The sequence below is a fragment of the Roseateles sp. Mitsp63 genome (assembly GCF_059491535.1).
This window is the reverse complement of record NZ_CP168509.1, coordinates 1,375,546-1,395,112: the sequence shown is the minus strand read 5'-3', so window position 1 is coordinate 1,395,112 and position 19,567 is coordinate 1,375,546. Positions and strand designations below refer to the sequence as shown.

Annotated in this window: 15 protein-coding genes; 2 read left to right on the top strand and 13 right to left on the bottom strand. The window is 70.5% G+C overall.

Annotated elements, in window-relative coordinates; all coding sequences use genetic code 11:
- Positions 1–3 precede the first annotated feature (3 nt).
- Genes pyrR through ACEN96_RS05980 form a run of 3 tightly spaced genes read right to left on the bottom strand, consistent with a single transcriptional unit; the run spans position 4 to position 1,516 of the window.
- Complete coding sequence (gene pyrR, locus ACEN96_RS05990) at positions 4–504, bottom strand: bifunctional pyr operon transcriptional regulator/uracil phosphoribosyltransferase PyrR (RefSeq protein WP_343636297.1); 501 nt, start codon at positions 502–504, stop codon at positions 4–6.
- Positions 501–914 carry a Holliday junction resolvase RuvX gene (gene ruvX, locus ACEN96_RS05985; protein WP_495587132.1) on the bottom strand — a complete coding sequence of 138 codons (414 nt, stop codon included), beginning with the start codon at positions 912–914 and terminating at the stop codon, positions 501–503. The genes pyrR and ruvX overlap by 4 nt, the downstream gene beginning before the upstream one ends.
- Positions 915–937: 23 nt before the next feature.
- On the bottom strand, positions 938–1,516 hold the full coding sequence (locus ACEN96_RS05980; RefSeq protein WP_495587131.1) for a YqgE/AlgH family protein: 579 nt from the start codon (positions 1,514–1,516) through the stop codon (positions 938–940).
- 35 nt (positions 1,517–1,551) lie between these two features.
- Here ACEN96_RS05980 and ACEN96_RS05975 point away from each other — a divergent pair, with 35 nt between their 5' ends.
- Positions 1,552–3,039: a cryptochrome/photolyase family protein gene (locus ACEN96_RS05975; RefSeq protein WP_495587130.1), complete on the top strand. Its 1,488-nt coding sequence runs from the start codon at positions 1,552–1,554 to the stop codon at positions 3,037–3,039.
- Positions 3,040–3,056: 17 nt separating this feature from the next.
- On the opposite strand, the gene ACEN96_RS05970 is transcribed toward ACEN96_RS05975, so the two are convergent.
- The 10 genes from ACEN96_RS05970 to ACEN96_RS05925 form a co-directional block, all read right to left on the bottom strand.
- Positions 3,057–3,941 (bottom strand): response regulator, encoded by an 885-nt coding sequence (locus ACEN96_RS05970; RefSeq protein WP_495587129.1) that lies wholly within the window; start codon positions 3,939–3,941, stop codon positions 3,057–3,059.
- A gap of 155 nt (positions 3,942–4,096) precedes the next feature.
- Complete coding sequence (locus ACEN96_RS05965; RefSeq protein WP_495587128.1) at positions 4,097–4,735, bottom strand: response regulator; 639 nt, start codon at positions 4,733–4,735, stop codon at positions 4,097–4,099.
- Positions 4,716–6,146: a CHASE3 domain-containing protein gene (locus tag ACEN96_RS05960; protein ID WP_495587127.1), complete on the bottom strand. Its 1,431-nt coding sequence runs from the start codon at positions 6,144–6,146 to the stop codon at positions 4,716–4,718. The genes ACEN96_RS05965 and ACEN96_RS05960 overlap by 20 nt, the downstream gene beginning before the upstream one ends.
- A gap of 367 nt (positions 6,147–6,513) precedes the next feature.
- Positions 6,514–7,560: a GGDEF domain-containing protein gene (locus tag ACEN96_RS05955; protein WP_495587126.1), complete on the bottom strand. Its 1,047-nt coding sequence runs from the start codon at positions 7,558–7,560 to the stop codon at positions 6,514–6,516.
- Positions 7,561–7,623: 63 nt separating this feature from the next.
- A complete protein-coding gene (locus ACEN96_RS05950) occupies positions 7,624–14,304 on the bottom strand; it encodes a hybrid sensor histidine kinase/response regulator (protein WP_495587125.1) in 6,681 nt (2,226 codons plus the stop codon).
- Between the two features lie 69 nt (positions 14,305–14,373).
- A complete protein-coding gene (locus ACEN96_RS05945; protein ID WP_495587124.1) occupies positions 14,374–16,632 on the bottom strand; it encodes a methyl-accepting chemotaxis protein in 2,259 nt (752 codons plus the stop codon).
- Between the two features lie 61 nt (positions 16,633–16,693).
- Entirely contained in the window at positions 16,694–17,212 is a 519-nt protein-coding gene (locus ACEN96_RS05940; RefSeq protein WP_495587123.1) for a chemotaxis protein CheW, read from the bottom strand.
- Between the two features lie 4 nt (positions 17,213–17,216).
- On the bottom strand, positions 17,217–17,582 hold the full coding sequence (locus ACEN96_RS05935; protein WP_343636319.1) for a response regulator: 366 nt from the start codon (positions 17,580–17,582) through the stop codon (positions 17,217–17,219).
- Positions 17,583–17,704: 122 nt separating this feature from the next.
- Positions 17,705–18,100, bottom strand: a complete 396-nt coding sequence (locus ACEN96_RS05930) for a response regulator (protein WP_343636321.1) — start codon at positions 18,098–18,100, stop codon at positions 17,705–17,707.
- A 111-nt stretch (positions 18,101–18,211) separates the two neighbouring features.
- Positions 18,212–18,403, bottom strand: a complete 192-nt coding sequence (locus ACEN96_RS05925; RefSeq protein WP_084452486.1) for a rubredoxin — start codon at positions 18,401–18,403, stop codon at positions 18,212–18,214.
- A gap of 133 nt (positions 18,404–18,536) precedes the next feature.
- Between ACEN96_RS05925 and thiD the strand changes: the two genes are divergently transcribed.
- Entirely contained in the window at positions 18,537–19,496 is a 960-nt protein-coding gene (gene thiD, locus ACEN96_RS05920; RefSeq protein WP_495587122.1) for a bifunctional hydroxymethylpyrimidine kinase/phosphomethylpyrimidine kinase, read from the top strand.
- Positions 19,497–19,567: the final 71 nt, after the last annotated feature.

Here is a 19,567-nt window from a genome sequence, read left to right as displayed (position 1 = left end):
GGTTCAGTCCCCCTTGACGTCGAAGCTGAACCGGCCGGCCTCGTCCTTGGCCAGGCTCAGGCGCTGGTTGGGCGCGACCGCGACCCGCGCGGCCGAGAACGCCGGCTCGATCGGCAGCTCGCGGCCGCCGCGGTCGACCAGCACCGCCAGCGTCACGCTCGCCGGCCGGCCGAAGTCGAACAGCTCGTTGATGACGGCGCGCGTGGTGCGGCCGGTGTAGAGCACGTCGTCGATCAGCAGGATGTGGCGGCCCTCGACCTCGAAGGGCAGCTTGGTGTGATCGGCGCTCGCGTTCATGCCCTTGCTGCCGAAGTCGTCGCGATGCAGCGCGCTGGAGATGACGCCGTGCTGGCCCGGCAGCTTCAGGTCCTGCTGCAGGCGCTCGGCGAGCCAGGCGCCGCCGGACCAGATGCCGACCAGCGCGCAGTCGGGTTGCAGCAGGCGCTGGACGCCGCGCGCGAGGTCGGCGTAGAGCGCCTCCGCATCGAGGTGCAATGTGCTCATGGGTGTTCCCGGAAGAATTGTTCGAGGATCAATGCCGCGCTGGCGGCATCGAGGTCGCGCGCGCCCTGGGAGTGGGCTTCCGCGCTGGTGTAGCGTTCGTCGACCTCGACCACCGGCAGCCGGTGGCGGCCGCGCAGCTGGCCGGCGAATTTCTGCGCCCGCGCCGTCATCTCGTGCGGCGCGCCGTCCGGGTGGCGCGGCACGCCGACGACCAGCGCATCGGGCTGCCACTCCTGGATCAGCGCCGCGATGACGGCCCAGCGGGCATCGCCCTGTTCCGTGATCGTCCGCAAGCCGCGCGCGCTGCCCAGCATCCGGTTGCCGGTCGCCACGCCCAGGCGCTTCGTGCCGAAGTCGAAGGCGAGCGGGGAAACGAAGGACGGGGGGGAAGAGGAGGAAGGGGTGCTCATGGCGTTCATGGCGCTCCCGGGGTTCATGCGTGCCCGGCCTCCTGGCTGAGCATGCGCGGATCGATGCCGAGCAGCGCCAGCGCCTTGTCGTAGCGCTCCTCGATGGGCGTCTCGAAGATGATCTCGGGCGTGGCGTCGACGGTGATCCAGCCGTTGCGGCCGATCTCCTCCTCGAGCTGCCCGGCGGCCCAGCCGCTGTAGCCCAGCGTGACCAGCACGCGCTTGGGACCCGCGCCGCTGGACAGCGCCTCCAGCACGTCGCGGCTGGTGGTCATCTCGAGCCCGCCGGGCACGGCGAGCGTCGCGTTGTAGTGGTTGCCCTGCTCGTCCAGCGGCTCGTGCAGCACGAAGCCGCGCTCGGTCTGGACCGGGCCGCCGAAGAACACCGGCCTGGCGGCCATGTCCTCGTCGCTGAGTTCGAGTTCGACCTTCTCGAACAGGTTGCCAAGGGTCAGCGAGATCGGCTTGTTGATGACCAGTCCCAGCGCGCCCTTCTCGTTGTGCTCGCACAGATACACGACGGAGCCGGCAAAGGTCTCGTCCACCATGCCGGGCATGGCGATCAGGAACTGATTGGTGAGGTCGATGCGTTCCTTGGCCATAGGCGCGGATTCTATTTCACCGACACTCCGTCTCCATGAACGCCCTTGTCTGGTTCCGGCGCGATCTGCGCGCGGACGATCACGCCGCGCTGTACCACGCGCTCCGGCGGCACGAGCGGGTGTACTGCGCCTTCGTGCTGGACACCGGCATCCTCGACGCGCTGCCGCGCGCCGACCGGCGCGTCGAGTTCATCCTGGACGCGCTGCGCGCGCTGGACGCCGAACTCGCGGCGCTGGCGCCCGGCGCCGGCCTGATCGTGCGCCACGGCGCCGCGCCGGCGGAGATCCCGGCGCTGGCCGCCGCGCTGGGCGTGGACGCGCTGTACTTCAACCACGACGACGAGCCCGCCGCGCTGCGCCGCGATGCCGCCGTGGGCGAGACGCTGCTCGCCCGCGGCGTGCAGGTCGAGAGCTTCAAGGACCACGTGGTCTTCGAGCGTTCGGAACTGCTGACCGGCTCACGCAAGCCTTACGGCGTCTTCACGCCCTACAAGAACGCCTGGCTGCGCGGGATCACGCCCTTCTTCCTGAGCAGCTATCCCGTCCAGCGGCATGCGGCGCATCTCGCGGATCTTGCCGGTCTCAAGGATGTCGCGGCCCTCGCGGACCCCGCGCCGCGCGCGATCCCGTCGCTGGCCGACATCGGCTTCGAGCCCGCGGGCTTGCCCCCGGCGCTGATGGGTGGCAGCGCGGGCGCGCGGCGCCTGTTCGACGAGTTCCTCGAGCGCATCGACCGCTACGCCGACACGCGCGACTTCCCGGCGGCCAAGGGCCCGAGCTACCTCAGCACGCACCTGCGCTTCGGGACGATCTCGATCCGGCGCCTGGCGCGCGAGGCCTGGCAGCGCGGCCACGCGGGGGACGGCGGCAGCGAAGGCGCCAGGACCTGGCTGTCCGAGCTGATCTGGCGCGACTTCTATCACCAGGTCCTGCACCACCACCCGCGCGTCGCGGAGCGTGCGTTCCGCCCCGAGTACGACCGCATCCAGTGGGCCGAAGGGCCCGATGCCGACGCGGATTTCGAGGCCTGGTGCCAGGGCCGGACCGGCTATCCGCTGGTCGACGCGGCGCTGCATCAGATCAACGAGAGCGGCTACATGCACAACCGGTTGCGCATGGTGACCGCCAGTTTCCTGATCAAGGACCTGGGCGTCGACTGGCGCCGCGGCGAGGCCTACTTCGCGCAGAAGCTGATCGACTTCGACCTGGCCGCCAACAACGGTGGCTGGCAATGGGCGGCGTCGAGCGGCTGCGATGCGCAGCCCTACTTCCGCATCTTCAATCCGGTGAACCAGAGCGAGAAGTTCGATCCGGAGGGGAAGTTCATCAAGCGCTACCTGCCTCAGCTCGCGAAGCTGCCGCCCAAGCTGATCCACGCGCCCTGGCTCGCGAAGCCGGCCGAGCTGGCCGCCTGCGGCGTCGTGCTGGGCCGCGACTATCCCGAGCCCATCGTGCGTCACGAGACGGCACGCATGGCGGCGATGGACCGCTATGCCGTCGTGAAGGACCGCGCCTTCGAATGAACCCTTGCGCCGGCGGGTCAGTGCACGACGGCGCTGCCCCGCTCCGGCAGGCGCGAGCCGTGGGCGCGGGCCTCGGCCAGGATCAGCAGCCCGCGCGCGGAGACGGCGTCGCGGGGATAGAGCGCCAGCCCGACATGGCTGTCCAGCCGCACCGGATGGCCGCCCAGGTCGAAGGGCTGGGCCAGGGACTCACGGATGCGGGTGGTCATCGCCTCGGCTTCCTGCGGCGAGCCGGCGCGCGAGACGACCAGCGCGAACTGCTCGTTGGCATGCCGGGCCAGCAGGTCCGCCGGACCCGCGCAGCCGGACAGCCGCCGGCCGATGTCGACCAGCACCGGCGCCGCCGCCTGCACGCCCTGGCTGCGCAGCAGCGCCTCCAGGCCCTTGAGCACGACCACGGTCACGGCCACCTTGCCGGCCTCCGCGTTGACCATGCGCAGCACCTGGTCGAGCCGCTCCAGCAGCGCCACCTGGCCCAGCAATCCCGTGGCCGTGTCGCGCAGCAGCGGCGAGGGCCGTGACTGCCGGCCGGTGGCGCGCTCGCTCTGCAGCAGTTCGTCGAGGTCGCCGAACAGCGTCTCCAGGCCGCTGCCCTTGTCGTAGAACCCGTCGGCGCCGGCCTGCATGCACATGTCGCGGTAGGCGTCCATCGCATGGTGCGTCAGCATCAGGATGCGGCCGGTGAAGCCCTTGCGGCGCAACGCGCGCAGCACGTCGATCCCCGTCCCCACCAGCAGCGTCATGTCCAGCAGCACCGTGTCGGGCTGCAGCCAGTCGATCAGCGCGATCGCCTGGGGCGCGGAATCCGCCTCGCCGACGACGCGCACGCCGGGCATGTCCTCGAGCCGCCGTGCCAGGAGGCGGCGGATGGCCGACGAATCCTCGACGAGAAAGATATCCATGAAGGGGGTCTCCGGAACTCGGCGGCGACCGGTCGTCACCGCCTGTCCGGCATCTTGCGCGAGGCCCCTCGCCCGCATCAGCGGCACCCCGCCCAAGCTGCTGTCGGGGTCCGTCCGCAGCGTTTGTCCGGCGATCGCCTACAGCCGCCGGCCGCTCACTGGATGTCGGTGAGCCCGTGCTGGACGCAGTACTTCGTCAGCTCGGTGTTGTTGCGCCAGCCGGTCTTCTCCAGGATGCGCGCCCGGTAGGTGCCCACCGTCTTGGCGGAGAGGTGCATGGTGTCGGCGATCTCGGCCGGCGTCTTGCCCGCGGCGATCAGCAGCATCACGCGGTGCTCCTGCGCCGACAGCTGCTCGTGCGGCAGCTGGCTGGGCGTGGCGCCGCTGAGCAGGCCCAGCAGGTGGTCCGCCATCGCCGCCGTGACGTAGCGCCCGCCCTGCAGCAGCCGCTGCAGCGCGACGGTGAGCTCCTCGGACGCCTTGTCCTTGGGCAGGTAGCCCGACACGCCCATCTGCAGCAGCCGCGCCGCGTAGGCCGACTCCGCGTTCAGGCTCAGCACCAGCACCGGCACGCCCTTGAGCGCCCGCAGCATGCGGCTGGCGCCCTCCGTGCCGCTCGCGTCGGGCAGGGACAGGTCCAGCACCAGCGCGTCGGGCTTGTGGGCCTGACCCTGCTGGAGCGCCTCGGCGATGGTCGACGCCTCGTCGATCACCGCCTGCGGCCACTGGACCTGGATCAACTGCTTGACCCCGAGCCGCATGATCGGATGGTCGTCAACGATCAGAAACCTCATTCCAGCCCTCCTCGTTCTCCCGGTCCGGGCCGTCGCCGGCGCCGTCCTCCTGCCCGTCCGCGGCCCCCAGCGGGACCCGGACCTCGATCCGCGTGCCGCGCCGGGGCGCCGGCCCGAAGCTCATCTCCCCGCCGGCGAGCACGGCGCGCTCCCGCATGTTCCGCAACCCGGACGCGTCGGCCCGCACGTCGCCCGGCCCCACGCCGTCGTCCTCGATGCGCAGGCGGTAAGCCCCAGCCTCGACGCGGGATTCGATCGAGAGCTGGTGCGCCTGCGCGTGCCGCAGCACATTGGTGGCGGCTTCCTGCAGCAGGCGGAACAACTGGTTGTGCTGTTCGCTGGTCAGCGCGTCGTCCGGTGCCAGGTCCACGTCCACGACCAGCTCGCTCTGCCGCTGCAGGCCCTGCACGTAGTGCTGCACCGCGGCGCCGAAGCCGAAGTCATCCAGCAGCGGCGGGCGCAGCGTGTTGGCAATGCGGCGCGCGGCGCCGATGACCTCGTCGGCGATGGCCAGCATCTCGTCATGCATCGGCTCCTTGGCGGGCGCGATCTTGCGCGCCATCGACAAGGCCAGCATCTTGGCCGCCGTGCCCAGTTGCCCGAGATGGTCGTGGACCTCGCGCGCCAGCCGGCGCCGCTCGGTCTCGACACTGCGGTCCAGCTCCGCGGCGAAGCTCTGGATGCGGGCGAGCGCCTCGCTCAACTCCCGCGTGCGCTCGGTGACCGCCCCTTCCAGCCGCGCATGGCTCTCGCGCAGCGCGCGTTCGGCGCTGTCGCGGCGCTCGCGCTCGAGCCACAGCGCCCCCATCGCGGCCGCCACCATCAGCCCGCCCGCCAGCAGCAGCACTTGCGCCAGCAACGTGGTTTCCCGGGTCTGCAGCGCGACGGCGGTCTCGATGCCGTCGATGCGGCGTTGCTGCAAGGATTTCAAACGGCCGAGCTCGCCCCGGATCTCGTCCATCAGCTGCTTGCCGGCCACATAGGCCTGGCGGTCCTGCAGCGCCGATTCGCCGCGCCGCCAGCGGTTCTCGACGTTGCTCTCGACCTGCAGCCGCCGCTCGGCGATGAAGCGGTCCAGCCGCGTGAAGGCCTGCTCCTGGGCGTCTCCCGAGCGCGCCAGCGCGTCCTTGAGCTGGTTGTAGCTCGCATCCAGGTCCTGGCGCGCCCGCTCATAGGGCTGCAGGAAGGCGGCGTCGCCGGTGATCAGGAAGCCGCGGGTGCCGGTCTCCAGGTCGATGAGCAGGGCATTGAGGTCGGAGATCAGCTGCTGCGTGCGCAGCGCATGCGCGCGCACGCCCTCCTGGCGCGTCAGTTCGCCCAGACTGCGGTACTCGCCGTAGGCGGTCGCCACGAAGGCGACGCAGCCGGCCAGCAACAGCCCCGCAGCCACCGGAAAGGTCAGCAAGCGCATGGAAGGTCGGGCATCCTGGCCCGTTTGCACACCACCCCGTGGAGGCCGGCGCTCAACCGATGACAACGGCACTGGCATCCACCCCACTGCATTCGACATCGCGACGGCTCGTCGCGCTCTCTCTCGCGCCCTTCGAGCGGGGCGTCACGCGGCGTCCCTCGGCGGGGACGCTCACATGGGCCTAACGCTAGAGGGGCCGCGCGGGAAAAGCAAGTCCCCGCTCACAGGTCCCGTGCCGGGAACGCCACGCCGGCGCGCGGCCCGTTGCAAGGCCGTTGCCTGAGGGCGTACGGCGAGGGTCAGGACTTGCCCGCGGGCAAGAAGAGGATCGATGAGGCGAAAGGCGTCGAACGCGCCGCGCGCCGGTTCAGAAGAGTTCGACGTCGCTCAGGTGGCTGGGCTCGACCATCGTGCCCTGCGCGACGAGCGCGGCGTAGCTCTGCAGCTGGTTCCGGCCCGCGCCCTTGGCGTGATAGACCGCCTTGTCGGCGCGCTCGAAGGCCGCGGCCGGCGAGTCACCGCCGCGGATCTGCGTGAAGCCGATGCTGACCGTGATGCGCCCCACCTGCGGGAACGCGTACTGCGCCGTGTTGTGCCGGAAGCGCTCGAACGCATGGGCCGCGTCGGGCTCGTCCTCGCAGCGCATCAGCACGACGAACTCCTCGCCGCCGAAGCGGTACAGCAGGTCGTTGAAGCGGAAGCTGCTGCGCATCAGCCGCGACAGCAGCAGCAGCACCTCGTCGCCGATCAGGTGGCCGAAGCGGTCGTTGATCGACTTGAAGTGGTCGATGTCGATGACGCCCAGCCAGTAGCGCGGATGCACCGCTGCGTGGCGACGATCGTCGCCGTGCTCGTCCGGCGCGGACGCGCGCATCGGCAGCTCCGACACGGCCTTCAGAAAGCTCTCGTCGAAGGTCTTGCGATTGAGCAGGCCGGTCAGCGTGTCGCGCTCGCTGTAGTCCAGCAGGCCCTGGAAGTTGTGATAGATCCGCAGCACGCTGGTCACCATGCGCTGCGCCTCGGCCTTCAGCCGGCGCGCGGTGTGCAGCTCCAGCACGCCGACGATCTCGCGCTCCGTGGCGAGCGGGAACAGCGTCACCCACAGGTTGTTCTCGCGCTGCTGCAGCACGCTGCGCTGCGTCAGGCAGTCGAGGCGGCGGGGAAAGGCGTCCAGCGCTGGCAGCGTGTCGGGATCGACCCAGAGCGAGTCCGCCGTCGCGACGGCATCGCCGGCATGCAGCCGGGCACGGGTCAGCCAGCGCTGCTGGCTGGGTTCACCGACGACGCGGTAGATCGCCACCGCGGCCGCGGGGCCGCTGAGCAGATCGCGCAGCGCGGTGACGAGCGTGACGTCCATGACGTCGCGATCACGGAAGCCCGTCAGTTCGGCAAGATGGTCGACGACCCCGGACATGGTGTTCTCAGCGTGGCGTGTGGGAATGGCGCCGGCTTCGACCGATGTCCGGGAGTCCGGACGCTACGCCCTCGCCGGTGCTCCGGCGGATTGGTGCGAAGTGTATCGGGCGATCAGGCCGAGCAGGTGCTCCTCGTCATAGGGCTTGCCCAGGTAATCGTCGACTCCGAGCTGTTGTGCATAGTCGCGGTGTTTCTGCGCGATGCGGGACGTGATCATGATCACGGGAAGCCCCGCCAGGCGCGCGTCGGCGCGCAGGTTGCGCACCAGGTCGAAACCGTCCATGCGCGGCATCTCGATGTCCGACAGCACCACCGCCGGCAACTCGTCGCCCGCCAGCCGCTCCATCGCGTCCAGGCCGTCCTTGGCCAGCAGCACGCGGTAGCCTTCGCGCTCGAGCAGGCGCTGCGTCACGCGGCGCACCGTCAGCGAGTCGTCCACCACCATCACCAGCGGCGCCAGCGCGACCTTGGACTCCTCCTCGATCCGCGCCCGGCGCGCGGCCGCCTCGGCGTCATGCACGCGCTGCTGCGCGGCATGGCCATAGCGGTTGGCCAGCGCCACCGGGTTGTAGATCAGGGCCACGTCGCCCGAGGCCAGCAGGCTGATGCCCGCCAGGCCCGGCACCTGCATCAGCTGCGGTCCCAGGTTCTTGATGACGACTTCCTGGTTGCCCAGCACTTCGTCGACATGCAGCGCCAGGCGCTGCTGCGCGCTGTGCACCAGCGCCACCGGCAGCGTCTTGCCGTGTGGCACGCCGCGGTCGCTGTGATGCATCAGGCCGCCGAGCCAGTAGAACGGCATGCGCTCGCCCGCCGCCATCAGCGAACCGTCGACATAGGCCTGCTCGACCTGCTCGGCCGACAGGCGCTGCACCGACAGCATCAGGCTGGCCGGCACGGCGACCTTGCGGTCCCCGTAGCGCAGCACGACGACCTGCGTCAGCGCGGTCGTCAGCGGCACGCGCAGCTCGAAGCTGGCGCCCTGCCCCGCGGTCGACTGCGTCAGCACGTAGCCGCCCAGCGTGTTCACTTCCGAACGGACCACGTCCATGCCGACGCCGCGGCCGGCCATCTCGGTCAGCGCCTCGGCGGTCGAGAAGCCCGGCTCGTAGATCAGGTCCATCAGCTGCGCGTCGCTCAGCTCCTGACCCGGCTGGATCAGGCCCTGGCTCTCGCCGCGGGCACGGATGCGGCCCAGGTTCAGGCCGGCGCCGTCATCGCTGAAGCGGACCTGGATCTCGTTGCCTTCCTGATGCAGGCTCAGCACGATGCGGCCCGCCGGCGCCTTGCCCGCCTGCTGGCGGACCTCGGGTGTCTCGATCCCGTGCACCACGCTGTTGCGCAGCAGGTGCTCGAAGGCGCCGGTCAGGCGCTCCAGCACCGCGCGGTCCAGTTCGACGCCGCCACCGCGGATCTCGAGCTGCGCCTGCTTGCCGCTCTCGCGGGACGCTTGGCGAACGACGCGGTGCAGGCGCTCGGCCAAGCTGCTGTCGAACTCCACCATCCGCGTGCGCAGCAGGTCGTCCTGCAGTTCGCGGTTCAGCCGCGCCTGGGCGGCCAGTTCGTCTTCACCGGCCGCCACGTTGCGTTGCAGTCCGCGCTGGACCGTCGCCACGTCGTTGACCGACTCGGCCAGCATCCGGGTCAGTTCCTGGAAGCGGGTGTAGCGGTCGAACTCGAGCGGGTCGAAGTCCTTGCCGGTGGCGTGGACGGCCTCCTGGCGCGCGGTGATGCGGGCCTCGGCCTGCAGCTCCAGTTCGCGCAGTTGCGTGCGCAGACGTTCCAGGTTGTCGTCGAGGTCGGACAGCGAGGTGCGCATCTGGCCCATTTCGGATTCCAGACGGGCACGGCGGATCGACACTTCGCCGGACAGCGCAGCCATGCGCTCCAGCAGCACGCCCCGCACGCGCACTTGCGCGGCCGGCGCCACCGGGGCGCTTTCCAGCGGCTGGCCGAGTTCGGCGACCTCGCTGAAGTGGGCCCAGTCGATCTCGATGTCGGCGGGCGGCGCGGCGGGCTCGACGGTCTCGGCGACCGGTTCGGCCACGGGCTCGTCGATCGCCTCGGCGGCCGGCAACGCCGGTTCGGCGAGTTCCGCGGCATCGGACAGCTGCGCGGCTTCCGGCCCGGCAGCCGGCGCGGGGATCGCGTCCGAGCCTTCGGCCGGCGCCTGCACGGTTTCCACCGCTTCGGTCGGCGGGATCGGCGCGGGCAGATCAACCACCGGAGCAACCGGTGCCGGCGGCGCCATCGGCGCGGGCGTCACCGGCGCCGGGTTGCGCCAGGTGCGCTGCAGCGTCGTGAAGCTGTGCTCCAGGCCGTCACCGGCGTCCTGCAGCGCGAGCAGTTGCTCGTAGCTCGGCTCGCCATCGGCGACCAGATGCTCGATCTGCGATTCCAGGCGGTGGGCCTGCTCGCCCAGGCGCATCGCGCCGGCCAGGCGGGCGCCACCCTTGAAGGTGTGCAGCACCCGCATGCAGGCGGCGGCGCGGCCGGTGTCGGCCGGTTGGGCCGCCCATTCGCGCAGCGCGGCGTGCAGCTGGCTCACCAGGTCTTCGGCCTCTTCCTCGAAGAACGGCATCAGCTCCGGCTCGATCTGGTCGGGCTGGCTGAAGTCGAAATCGTCGTCGGTGGCCTCGGCCGCCTGATGGAAGGAGGCCGGGCCGGTCACGGCCGGCGGCTCGGCCGGCATGTTCAGCAGACTGGCCGGCAGCGAGGCCGTGGAGACCTCCTCCAGCGACATGGCCAGCAGGCCCTCGTCGCTATCGGCGTGGCCGTCGGGCAGCGCGGCGCCCGGCTCGAAGGCCTGCAGCTGAGCAAGCACACCGGCATCGGCCTCCTTCAGGAAACCGGCGGCGAACTGGTGCAGCAGACGGCGGATCTCGTCCGAGGCTTGCTGGAACAGCGTCGGATCGGCGACCTCATGCCCCTGGGCGCGCTCCAGCGCGTGCTCCAGGGCGCGCGCCAGCGTCGACAGGTCGTCGAAGCCGACCGTCGCGGCGCTGCCGGCCAGGCCGTGCGCCAGCGCTTCCGCGTCCTGCGGTAGCGGCGACTGGGGCAGCAGCGCCCATTCGCTCAGTTCCACCTGCAGGCGGCGCGAGCGCTCGTCGGCTTCGTTCAGGAAGATGTTGAACAGCGCGATGCTGATGCGCAGCGGGCCGATGACCTTGACGCCTTCGTCGCTGTCCTCGGCGGGCAGCTCGGCAGCGGCCTCCTCGGCCGGCGGCGTGACGGCGGTGCCGCCCACCAGGCTCAGCGCGGGCGCCGCGTGAGACACCGGCTCGGCGGGCGTGTCCAGGCTCAGATCCGGCAGGTCCAGGTCCGACAGGCTGCGCGGCGACAGGCCTTCCGGCGGCGTCGCGGGGGCCATGTCATCCGCCTCGTCGAGACTGCTCAGATCGAGCGTCGCCTCGTCGGGGAAGGCCTCGTGCGACGCCGGCGCGGACACCAGTTCGTTGCCCAGATCCAGCGTCAGCGACAGGTCCGGCGCGGACAGCGGCTCGATCGCGGCGACCGGTTCGGTGTTCAGGTCGGACAGATCCAGCAGATCCAGCGCCGGCTCGGCGGCGATCGGCTCGCGGACCACCTCGTCGAGCGGCATCGGGGTCGTGGCCTCGATCTCGAGCAGTGACGCATCCGACGGCCAGCCCTCCGGCAGGTCCATCGTGACGGTCGCGTCGGCGGCCGGGATCTCGGCCGTGGCCGGTTCCAGCATCGCCGGTTCGACCACGTCGGCCACCGTCGGCAGCGGCATCGCCGTGTCGAGTGCCGCCGGCTCCTCCGTCAACGCGGGCAGATCCGCCGCGGACAGCGCGCCCAGGTCGACCGTGGAGACCAGCTCCGGCACGGCCTGGGTCAGTTCGGGCACCTCGCCCGGGAAGTCCAGCGACAGGTCGCTCGATGCCGCGGCGTCGATCGCGGTGACGACGTCCAGGTCCGGCACCGGCAGCGGGGCCACGTCCAGGCCCGGCAGGTCGAGCGCGGGCAGGTCGGACGCCGTCAGCGCCGGCGCGGCGATCTCGTCGGCCAGCGACAGCTCCGGGAGCGCCGACAAGCCCGAGAGGTCGACCTCGTGCGCGGTGTCGAGCGCCGGAATCTCATGGACCTCCGGCACCTCGGCGACCTCGACCACGTCAGGCACGTCGGCCAGCGCGTGGAGATCGGCGGCTTCCGCGACTTCGATCAGTTCAGGAATCTCCACCGCCGGGGCGATGGCCGGCGCGGCCGGCTCGGCAACGGCGGCCGGCTCGGCCGACACCGCCAGCGGCGCGTAGCGGTTCTCCAGGCGCAGCGCATCGGCCGCGGCGCGGAACGGCGCGCTGTGGAAGCCGTGCGGACGGCCTCCGCCGATGGCCTCGGCCCAGGCCTGGAACGCATCCAGCGCCTCGTTGCTGGCGCGCAGCAGGTCCGAATCGGCCTGCGGATGCTCCGACAGGCGATGGTTGTAGAGCTGCTCGAAGGCCCAGCCCGCTTCGCCGAACTCGTTCAGCCCGACCATGCGCGAGCTGCCCTTGAGCGTGTGGAAGGCGCGGCGCACCGTCGTCAGCTGTTCCTTGTCGCTGCCACTGCGGGCCAGCGCGGCCAGCGCCTCGCGGGCGGTCGACACGACCTCGCCGGCCTCCTCCAGGAAGATGCCCAGCATCTCCTCGTCGATGGCGGCCTCGGCCTGCGGGATCGGGGCGCTCGGCGCGGGCGCCGGCGGAGCGACCGGCGCGGCCGCCTCGATGAACTGCTGCAGCGACTCGGCCGCATGGCTGCCCGCGGCGTCGCCGCCGGAGGCCAGCAGCTGCTGCTGCGCCTGCTGCGCCGCCTGCGCCAGGCCGAGGTCGTCGGCGGCGCGGGCTTCGTGGGAGATCCGTTCCAGGTCGCGCGCCAGCTCCTCGGCCGGACGCTCGCCCTGCGCGACGGCCTGGGCCGTCGCCTGCAGCTGGTCGAGCAGCTGCGGCTGCGCCGCGGCTTCGGCGGCGGCCAGTTCCTGCGCGTGGACGTGCTGCTCGCTCTCGCGGCCGACCAGCGACTGCAGCAGCCCCGTGTCTTCCTCGAAGCGGAACATGCGCTTGGCCAGTTGCGGCTGCACGCTCAGCATGTCGATCAGGAAACCGAGCGCGCCCAGGTTGTGGGCCAGCCGGTCGAACTGCGCGCGCGGGCCGGCCAGCGTCGGGTCGACTTCGGTGTTGGCCAGTTCATCGACCTGGTCGCGCATCCGCAGCGTCGCCTGCGCGGCCTGCGACAGGCCCAGCACGCTGAAGACGCCGCGCATCGCCTGCAGCTGTCCCGGCACGGGGATCAGCAGGTCGCGCTTGCTCGGATCGCGGAAGTATTCGTCGCACTGGCGCTCGACCTCGGAGAGGCTGGCGCGCAGTTCGTGGACGACGGAGCCCAGCGTCTGCCGGTCGGCGACGCGGCGGTAGAGCTCCTCCATCCAGTGCTCGAGCGGCAGCGGCGCTTCGCCATGGCCGCTCGATTCGATGCGGCGGGCCAGGCTCTTCACGCGCTCGCCCTGCTCGGGCTGGTCGAAGGCCTCGTCCTCCAGGGCCGCTTCCAGGTACAGCATGGACGTGGCGACTTCCATCGCCAGCGCCGCCTCGGGCGCGCGGCCCGAGCGCAGCGTCGCCACGACGGCGCGGCGCAGCGTGTCGCCCAGCACCTCGCCGCTCGGGAACAGCTTCTGCAGCGATTCCGAGACCTGCGCGAACTGCTCATCCAGGCCGCCCAGGCGATGGGTCTCGCCTTCGGCGGCGGAGGCCCAGGATTCCTTCGCGGCGGCGACGCGCTTCTTGGCGGCGGCGACCCAGTTCGGATCGATGCGGCCCAGCGTGTCATCGCGGTAGTCGACGGCCGCGGGCTCGACCAGGCCATAGGCCCGCTGCACCGCGTCCAGGCGCGGCGCGGCGCCCGGCTCGGCGTGCCTGGCGGCGGCGCAGAAGAACAGCAGGTCCTTGGCCAGGCGTTCGGACGGCGCCGCGTCGGAGCCGGCCCGCAGCTGCGCCAGCAGGCGCGAGCCCAACCGCTTGACCAGCGTGTCCACCGGCAGCAGGCCGCGCGACTGGGCTTCGAACTGGCCCGCGGCCAGCATCCACAGCGTGCGTCCGTTCGGCTGCGACTGCGTCAGCGCCAGGCCGGCGCACAGGTCGCTCAGCAACTGACCCTGGCCGGGCGCCGGCGCGCGCATCTGCTTGAGCAGCAGCGCCTCGAAGGGGGCGCGCATCTGCTCGGGCGTCAGCGCGCGGACGTTGCGGTCCAGCGGCAGCTCGCGCCAGCGGAATTCCTCGGTCCACAGGTCGGCCGGGTGGATGCGGCCCGCGCCGTTGAGTTCCTGCAGCGTCTGGTAGGCGGGGAACAGCGCCAGCGAACTCGGCTGGCCGCCGGCCAGCGTCTTGGCGATGAACGCCAGCACCGCGAAGTCGGCCCGTTCGACGGCCTCGACCTCGGCGATGGTCACGCCGGCCGGATGCTCGGCCAGCCGGAACAGCGTCGCCTCGGCCGCGCGCAGCAGGTGCGCCGCCGCGGGCAGGCTGACCACCGACAGCACGCCGGCCGCCTGGTGCATCTGCTGGGCCGCGCCTTGCAGCGCCGGGCTGGGCTGGCCATCGCCGCCCAGGGTCGTCGACCGCGCATCGGTGTCACGCAGCACCCGGCGAAGGGCCTTGTGCACCGATTCCAGCGTGCGGCGCAGCTCCTCCTGGACCCAGGCCAAGGGGCTCAGGTCGGCGGGGAACTCGGATTCGCGCGTAAGGTCCATGCTCGCTCTATGTTCTGTCTTTTATGTCGTCGAGGTGCGGGGCGTTCCCTGATCTGCCGGGCTTGCCGGTCAGGACACCTTGAACCGGGCCACCGACTGCTTCAGCGCCTCGGCCGATCGCGACAGCTCGTGCACCATCTGGGCGGTCGAACGCGTGCCGTCGGAAGTCTGCTCCGTCACCGCGAAGATGTGCTGGATGTTGGCGCCGACCTCGTTGGCGGCGCGCGCTTCGTTCTGCGCGACCGACGAAATCTGGCCGATCAGTTCGTCCAGGCGACGCGACACCGAGTCGATGTCTTCCAGCGCGCGGCCGGCCGCGTCGGACAGCTTCGTGCCCTCCACCACGCCCAGCGTCGAGCGCTCCATGGCGGCCACGGCGTCGTGGGTGTCGGTCTGAATGGTCTTGACCAGCGCCGCGATCCGGCGCGTCGCATCGGCCGAGCGTTCCGCCAGCCGCTGCACTTCTTCCGCCACCACCGAGAAGCCGCGGCCCGCTTCGCCCGCGGACGCCGCCTGGATGGCCGCGTTCAGCGCCAGCACGTTGGTCTGCTCGGTAATGTCCGAGATCAGCTCGGTGATCTCGCCGATCTCCTGCGAGGATTCGCCCAGCCGCTTGATGCGCTTGGAGGTTTCCTGGATCTGGTCGCGGATCTGGTTCATACCGCCGATGTTGTTCTGCATCGCCTGCAGACCCTGTTCGGCGGCTTCCCGGGACTGGCGGGCCACGTCGGCGGTCTGCTGCGCCTGCGCGGACACGTCATTGATCCGGTGCGCCATCTGCAGCACCGCCTCGCCGGTGGCGCGGATCTCGTGCAGCTGCTCGGTCGACGCGGCCAGCAGCTCGGTCGAGGTCTGGTCGACCTGCGCCGTCGTGTCCGTCACCCGGACCGCCGTCGTCTGCACCTGGTGCACCAGCGAGCGCAGCTCTTCCACGGTGTAGTTCACCGAGTCGGCGATCGCGCCCGTGATGTCCTCCGTCACCGTCGCCTGGTGCGTCAGGTCGCCTTCCGCGACGGTCTGCAGTTCGTTCATCAGTCGCAGAATCGCGGCCTGGTTCGCGTCGTTGACGCGCTTGGCCTCCTGCTCCTGCGCCTCGGCCTCGCGGCGCTGCTCTTCCGCCATCTGCGCGCGGCGCGCCTGGTCGGAGACGTACAGCCGCAGGAAGCCCAGCGCGCCCACCACCAGCAGCGCCAGCGAGGCCACCATGCCGATCAGCACCAGCGGATTCATGCCGCCGGCGGACTCCAGGCCCTGGCCCAGGTCGTCCAGGTCCTTGCGCAGCACTTCGGAGTCGTTGAGGATCGCCGTCTGCGCCTCGCGCGCGGACACCAGGCCCTGCAGGTTCGACAGGATCGCGGTGGCCTGCGAGCGGGTCTGGTCGTACTGGGTCAGCAGCACCTTCAGGCGCTCACGCACCTGCGGGTCCTTGGCGCCATTCAGGCGCAGCTCGGGGTTGCCGTTCAGCAGCGCCTGGGCGATCTCGCGGAAGGCGTTCAGGTCCTTGCCAAGCAGGAACACGGCCTCGGGGCTCACGCCCTCCTGCGTCAGGAATTCGTTGGCGGACTTGCCGATCCGCTGCGTCAGCATCACCAGCTGGCCGACCGCGGCGACTTCGCCGGTCGGGGCCGAGCTCTGCAGCGACAGCGAGGCCACCGCCTCGGCGCTTTCCAGCAGGTCGGACGACTGCCGGTTGATCGCGCGCAGCGCGGCGCCGACCTGCGTCAGCACCTTCTCCTGCGCCAGCATGACCTTGGTGTTCTTGTCGGCGCGCGCCACCATCGGCAGGATCTTCTCGATCAGCGGCTCGACCGAGCCCGGCGCCTTCGCCAGTTCGCCGCTGCCGTCATGCAGCGAGCCGGTCACGCCGGTCAGGATCTCCGACGCTTCCTTCATTTCGGGGAACGCGTTCTTGTTGCCCAGCAGCGCGGTCGAGACCGCCTTGGCCAGACGCTGCGACTGCGTCGCGGCCTGACCGGCGCCGCGCACCTGCGCCGCCGAGCGGTTGGAGCTGATCAGCGCCGTCGACACGAAGGTCGCCGTGCCGATCAGGCCGACCGCCACCAGCGCGGTGAACAGGCCGGTGCGGCGGTGTTCGGGCTGCTTGACCGCCGGCATCGGGGTCTGGGCTTCCGGGGCGCTCGCCGAGGGCTGGTAGCCCGCGGACGTGTCCTGGAATTCCGGCGTGGGCTGGGCCGCCGTGATGATCGAGGGCTGGAAGTCTTGCGTGTCCGCCGGCACCGAAGCGGCATGCTCCGTGCGGGAACTGGCGTCGACTTCGTCGTGGCCCTCGGTTTTGCCCTTGTTCTTGATCTTGTCCAGGAAGCTCATCTCACCCTCGTTCATCTCGTTCGTCGGATCGGCGCCGGCTAAGGGACCGTCGTCTGGCTCTTCAGTTCAACACAATGCGCAGGAATTGCGGATGCTGCGTCAAGGCATCCAGGTCCAGCACTTGCCAGCGCCGGCCCTGCCCGTCGCGCATGCGAGCAGGGGCGAAATCGGGATGGCCGCCCGCGTCGGGCTCGGCCTGCAGTTGTTCGTCGCCGCGCAGCCCCAGCAGCTGGTCCACCAGCAGCGCGCAGTTGATGCCCAGGTCCGGGTTGAACGACACCAGCCGGTGGGCCGAGTTCAGCGGCACCGGACCGCGCAGGCCCAGGAAGGCCGACAGGTCCACCACCGTGTGCAACCCGCCGCGCAGGTTGGCCACGCCCAGCATCCACGGCTGGGTGTACGGCACGGCCTGCAGCGGCACGGGCGTGAAGATCTCGCCGGACTGCTTCAGCGGCAGCAGCAGGCCCAGGCCCGCGCATTCCACCGCCAGCCAGCTGGCGGCCTGGGGCGCCTCGCGCGCCGCCTGCATGCGCTGCGCCAGCCGTTGTTGAAGTTCGCGCAGCGCTTGCTTGTTGGCCATGGTGTCAGCCCAGCGCCTTGATCTTGGCCAGCAGGTCGTCCGCCTTGACCGGCTTGACGACGTAGTCGCGCGCGCCCTGGCGCATGCCCCAGACCTTGTCGGTTTCCTGGTTCTTGCTGGTGCACATGATCACCGGCACGTCGGCGTAGCGCTCGTCGCGGGTGATCGCGCGGGTCAGTTGGAAGCCGTTCTGGCCGGGCATGACCACGTCCATCAGGATCAGGTCGGGCTTGTCCTCGGCAAGGCGCTTCATGGCCTCCTCGCCGTTCTCGGCGGTGCGCACGGTGAAGCCGCGCTTGGTCAGCAGGTCGCTCAGCGCGTGCAGCTCGGTCTTCGAGTCGTCGACCAGCAGGATCTTGTGGATGGGCATGGAATTTCCCTCTTGCACGGCTCGTCGAATCGCGTCGATGGGGTCGTCGGTCGAGCCTGGCGTGAGCGTCGTTGGATTACGGGGGTATGAGGTCGGGGGTGGAGGGTCGTCCGCCGCGGCGGTCAGCCCTCCCTGCGGTGCTGCTGCACGGCCTGCAGCAGCTGGTCTTTGGTGAACGGCTTGGTCAGGTAGTCCTGGGAACCCACCATGCGGCCGCGGGCCTTGTCGAACAGACCGTCCTTGGAGGACAGCATGATCACCGGCACCGAGGCGAACTGCGGATTGCGCTTGATGATCGCGCAGGTCTGGTAGCCGTCCAGGCGGGGCATCAGGATGTCGCAGAACACCAGGTCGGGCTGGTAATCGCTCAGCTTGGCCAGCGCATCGAAACCGTCCTCGGCCAGCACGACCTCATGGCCGCCCTGCTTCAGGAAGATCTCGGCGCTGCGGCGGATCGTGTTGCTGTCGTCGATGACCAGCACCTTGGTCGCCGTTCGGGGGCTCGCGCTCGAATCCAAGCTGTTCTCCGTATTGTTCAGGTGTCGGTTGTCAGAGAGATTTCAGGCTCGCGACAGGCGGGAACGCCTGGGATTCGCGGAGCGCCGGCAGGCGCCGGACCATCGATGAGATCAGATCTGGACCATTTCGAAGTCTTCCTTGCGGGCACCGCATTCGGGGCAGGTCCAGTTCATGTCGACATCCTCCCAGCGCGTCCCGGCGGCGATGCCGTGTTCGGGATCGCCCGCGGCCTCGTCATAGATCCAGCCGCAGATCAGGCACATCCAGGTCCTTGCTTCGCTCACGATGGGTTGACTTTGCATCACTACAATGATCGAAAGATTGTAGCCACGCACCCGGTCCGAGCCGGTGGGCGGAAGTACCGATGAAACAACAGTCGGTAGCGGTGCTTCTTCACGTTATGCGCATCAGTTCACGGCTTCGCGCCAACCATCCATGAGCCGCCCAGACCCGCACCAGCAAGATCCCCAGGACGCCGCCGCCATCGACGAGCAGGAGTCCCCGCCGCCGGCCTGCGTGATGAGCTTCAACGCGTCCGACCCGAGCGGCGCCGGCGGCAGCGCCGGCGACGTCGCCACCATCGCCGCGATGGGCGCGCACGCGCTGCCGGTCGTCACCGCCATCGTCATGCGCGACACCGCCGAGGTCTTCGACCACCAGACGCTGGACGGCGACTGCATCGTCGAGCAGGCCCGCTCCATCCTCGAGGACGTCCCGGTCGCCGCCTGGAAGGTCGGCTTCCTGGGCAGCGCCGAGGGCGTGTCCTCGGTCGCCGAGGTCCTCTCGGACTACCCCGACGTGCCGCTGGTGGCCTACCTGCCAAGCATCTCCTGGCTCGACGAGGAGCAGCAGCAGAGCTACCTCGACGCGTTCCGCGAGCTGGTGCTGCCGCAGACGCTGGTGCTGGTGGGCAACCAGAAGACGCTGCTCGATTGCCTGCTCCCGGACTGGGACGCCGACCGTCCCGCCTCGCCGCGCGAGCTGGCGGTGGCGGCGCAGCAGCACGGCGCCGCGCACGTGCTGGTGACCGGCATCCAGCTGCCGAATCAATACATCGACAACGTCCTGGCCAACGCCCAGGGCGCGATCACCGGCGAGAAGTTCGAGCGCTTCGAGGCCAGCTTCGTCGGCTCCGGCGACACGCTCTCGGCGGCGCTGGCGGCGCTGCTGTCGGTCGGCGCCGAGCCGCACGATGCCGTCGGCGAGGCGCTGGCCTTCCTGGACCAGTCGCTCGAGGCGGGCTTCCGCCCGGGCATGGGCAACGTGGTGCCCGACCGCTTCTTCTGGGCGCTGCCGCCCGGCGAGGAGGGCGAGGAAGGCGCCGAGGCCACCGCCACCGCCGAGGACCTGCCGATCGAGGAGCCGCCCAGCCGCGGCCCGCGCCGGATCCATTGAGGCTGACGAAGGCGCCCGCGCGGCGCCTTCGGTTTTCCCTGCGTTAGCTTTTCAAGCAGTACCGGATTTCC

Bases quoted from the DNA above. Each gene is read 5' to 3' on its own strand.
- ACEN96_RS05955 (WP_495587126.1), bottom strand. From the start codon at position 7,560: ATGTCCGGGGTCGTCGACCATCTTGCCGAACTGACGGGCTTCCGTGAT.
- ACEN96_RS05945 (WP_495587124.1), bottom strand. From the start codon at position 16,632: ATGAGCTTCCTGGACAAGATCAAGAACAAGGGCAAAACCGAGGGCCAC.
- pyrR (WP_343636297.1), bottom strand. From the start codon at position 504: ATGAGCACATTGCACCTCGATGCGGAGGCGCTCTACGCCGACCTCGCG.
- ACEN96_RS05935 (WP_343636319.1), bottom strand. From the start codon at position 17,582: ATGCCCATCCACAAGATCCTGCTGGTCGACGACTCGAAGACCGAGCTG.
- ACEN96_RS05975 (WP_495587130.1), top strand. From the start codon at position 1,552: ATGAACGCCCTTGTCTGGTTCCGGCGCGATCTGCGCGCGGACGATCAC.
- ruvX (WP_495587132.1), bottom strand. From the start codon at position 914: ATGAGCACCCCTTCCTCCTCTTCCCCCCCGTCCTTCGTTTCCCCGCTC.
- ACEN96_RS05950 (WP_495587125.1), bottom strand. From the start codon at position 14,304: ATGGACCTTACGCGCGAATCCGAGTTCCCCGCCGACCTGAGCCCCTTG.
- ACEN96_RS05965 (WP_495587128.1), bottom strand. From the start codon at position 4,735: ATGAGGTTTCTGATCGTTGACGACCATCCGATCATGCGGCTCGGGGTC.
- ACEN96_RS05970 (WP_495587129.1), bottom strand. From the start codon at position 3,941: ATGGATATCTTTCTCGTCGAGGATTCGTCGGCCATCCGCCGCCTCCTG.
- ACEN96_RS05940 (WP_495587123.1), bottom strand. From the start codon at position 17,212: ATGGCCAACAAGCAAGCGCTGCGCGAACTTCAACAACGGCTGGCGCAG.
- ACEN96_RS05960 (WP_495587127.1), bottom strand. From the start codon at position 6,146: ATGCGCTTGCTGACCTTTCCGGTGGCTGCGGGGCTGTTGCTGGCCGGC.
- thiD (WP_495587122.1), top strand. From the start codon at position 18,537: ATGAGCCGCCCAGACCCGCACCAGCAAGATCCCCAGGACGCCGCCGCC.
- ACEN96_RS05925 (WP_084452486.1), bottom strand. From the start codon at position 18,403: ATGCAAAGTCAACCCATCGTGAGCGAAGCAAGGACCTGGATGTGCCTG.
- ACEN96_RS05980 (WP_495587131.1), bottom strand. From the start codon at position 1,516: ATGGCCAAGGAACGCATCGACCTCACCAATCAGTTCCTGATCGCCATG.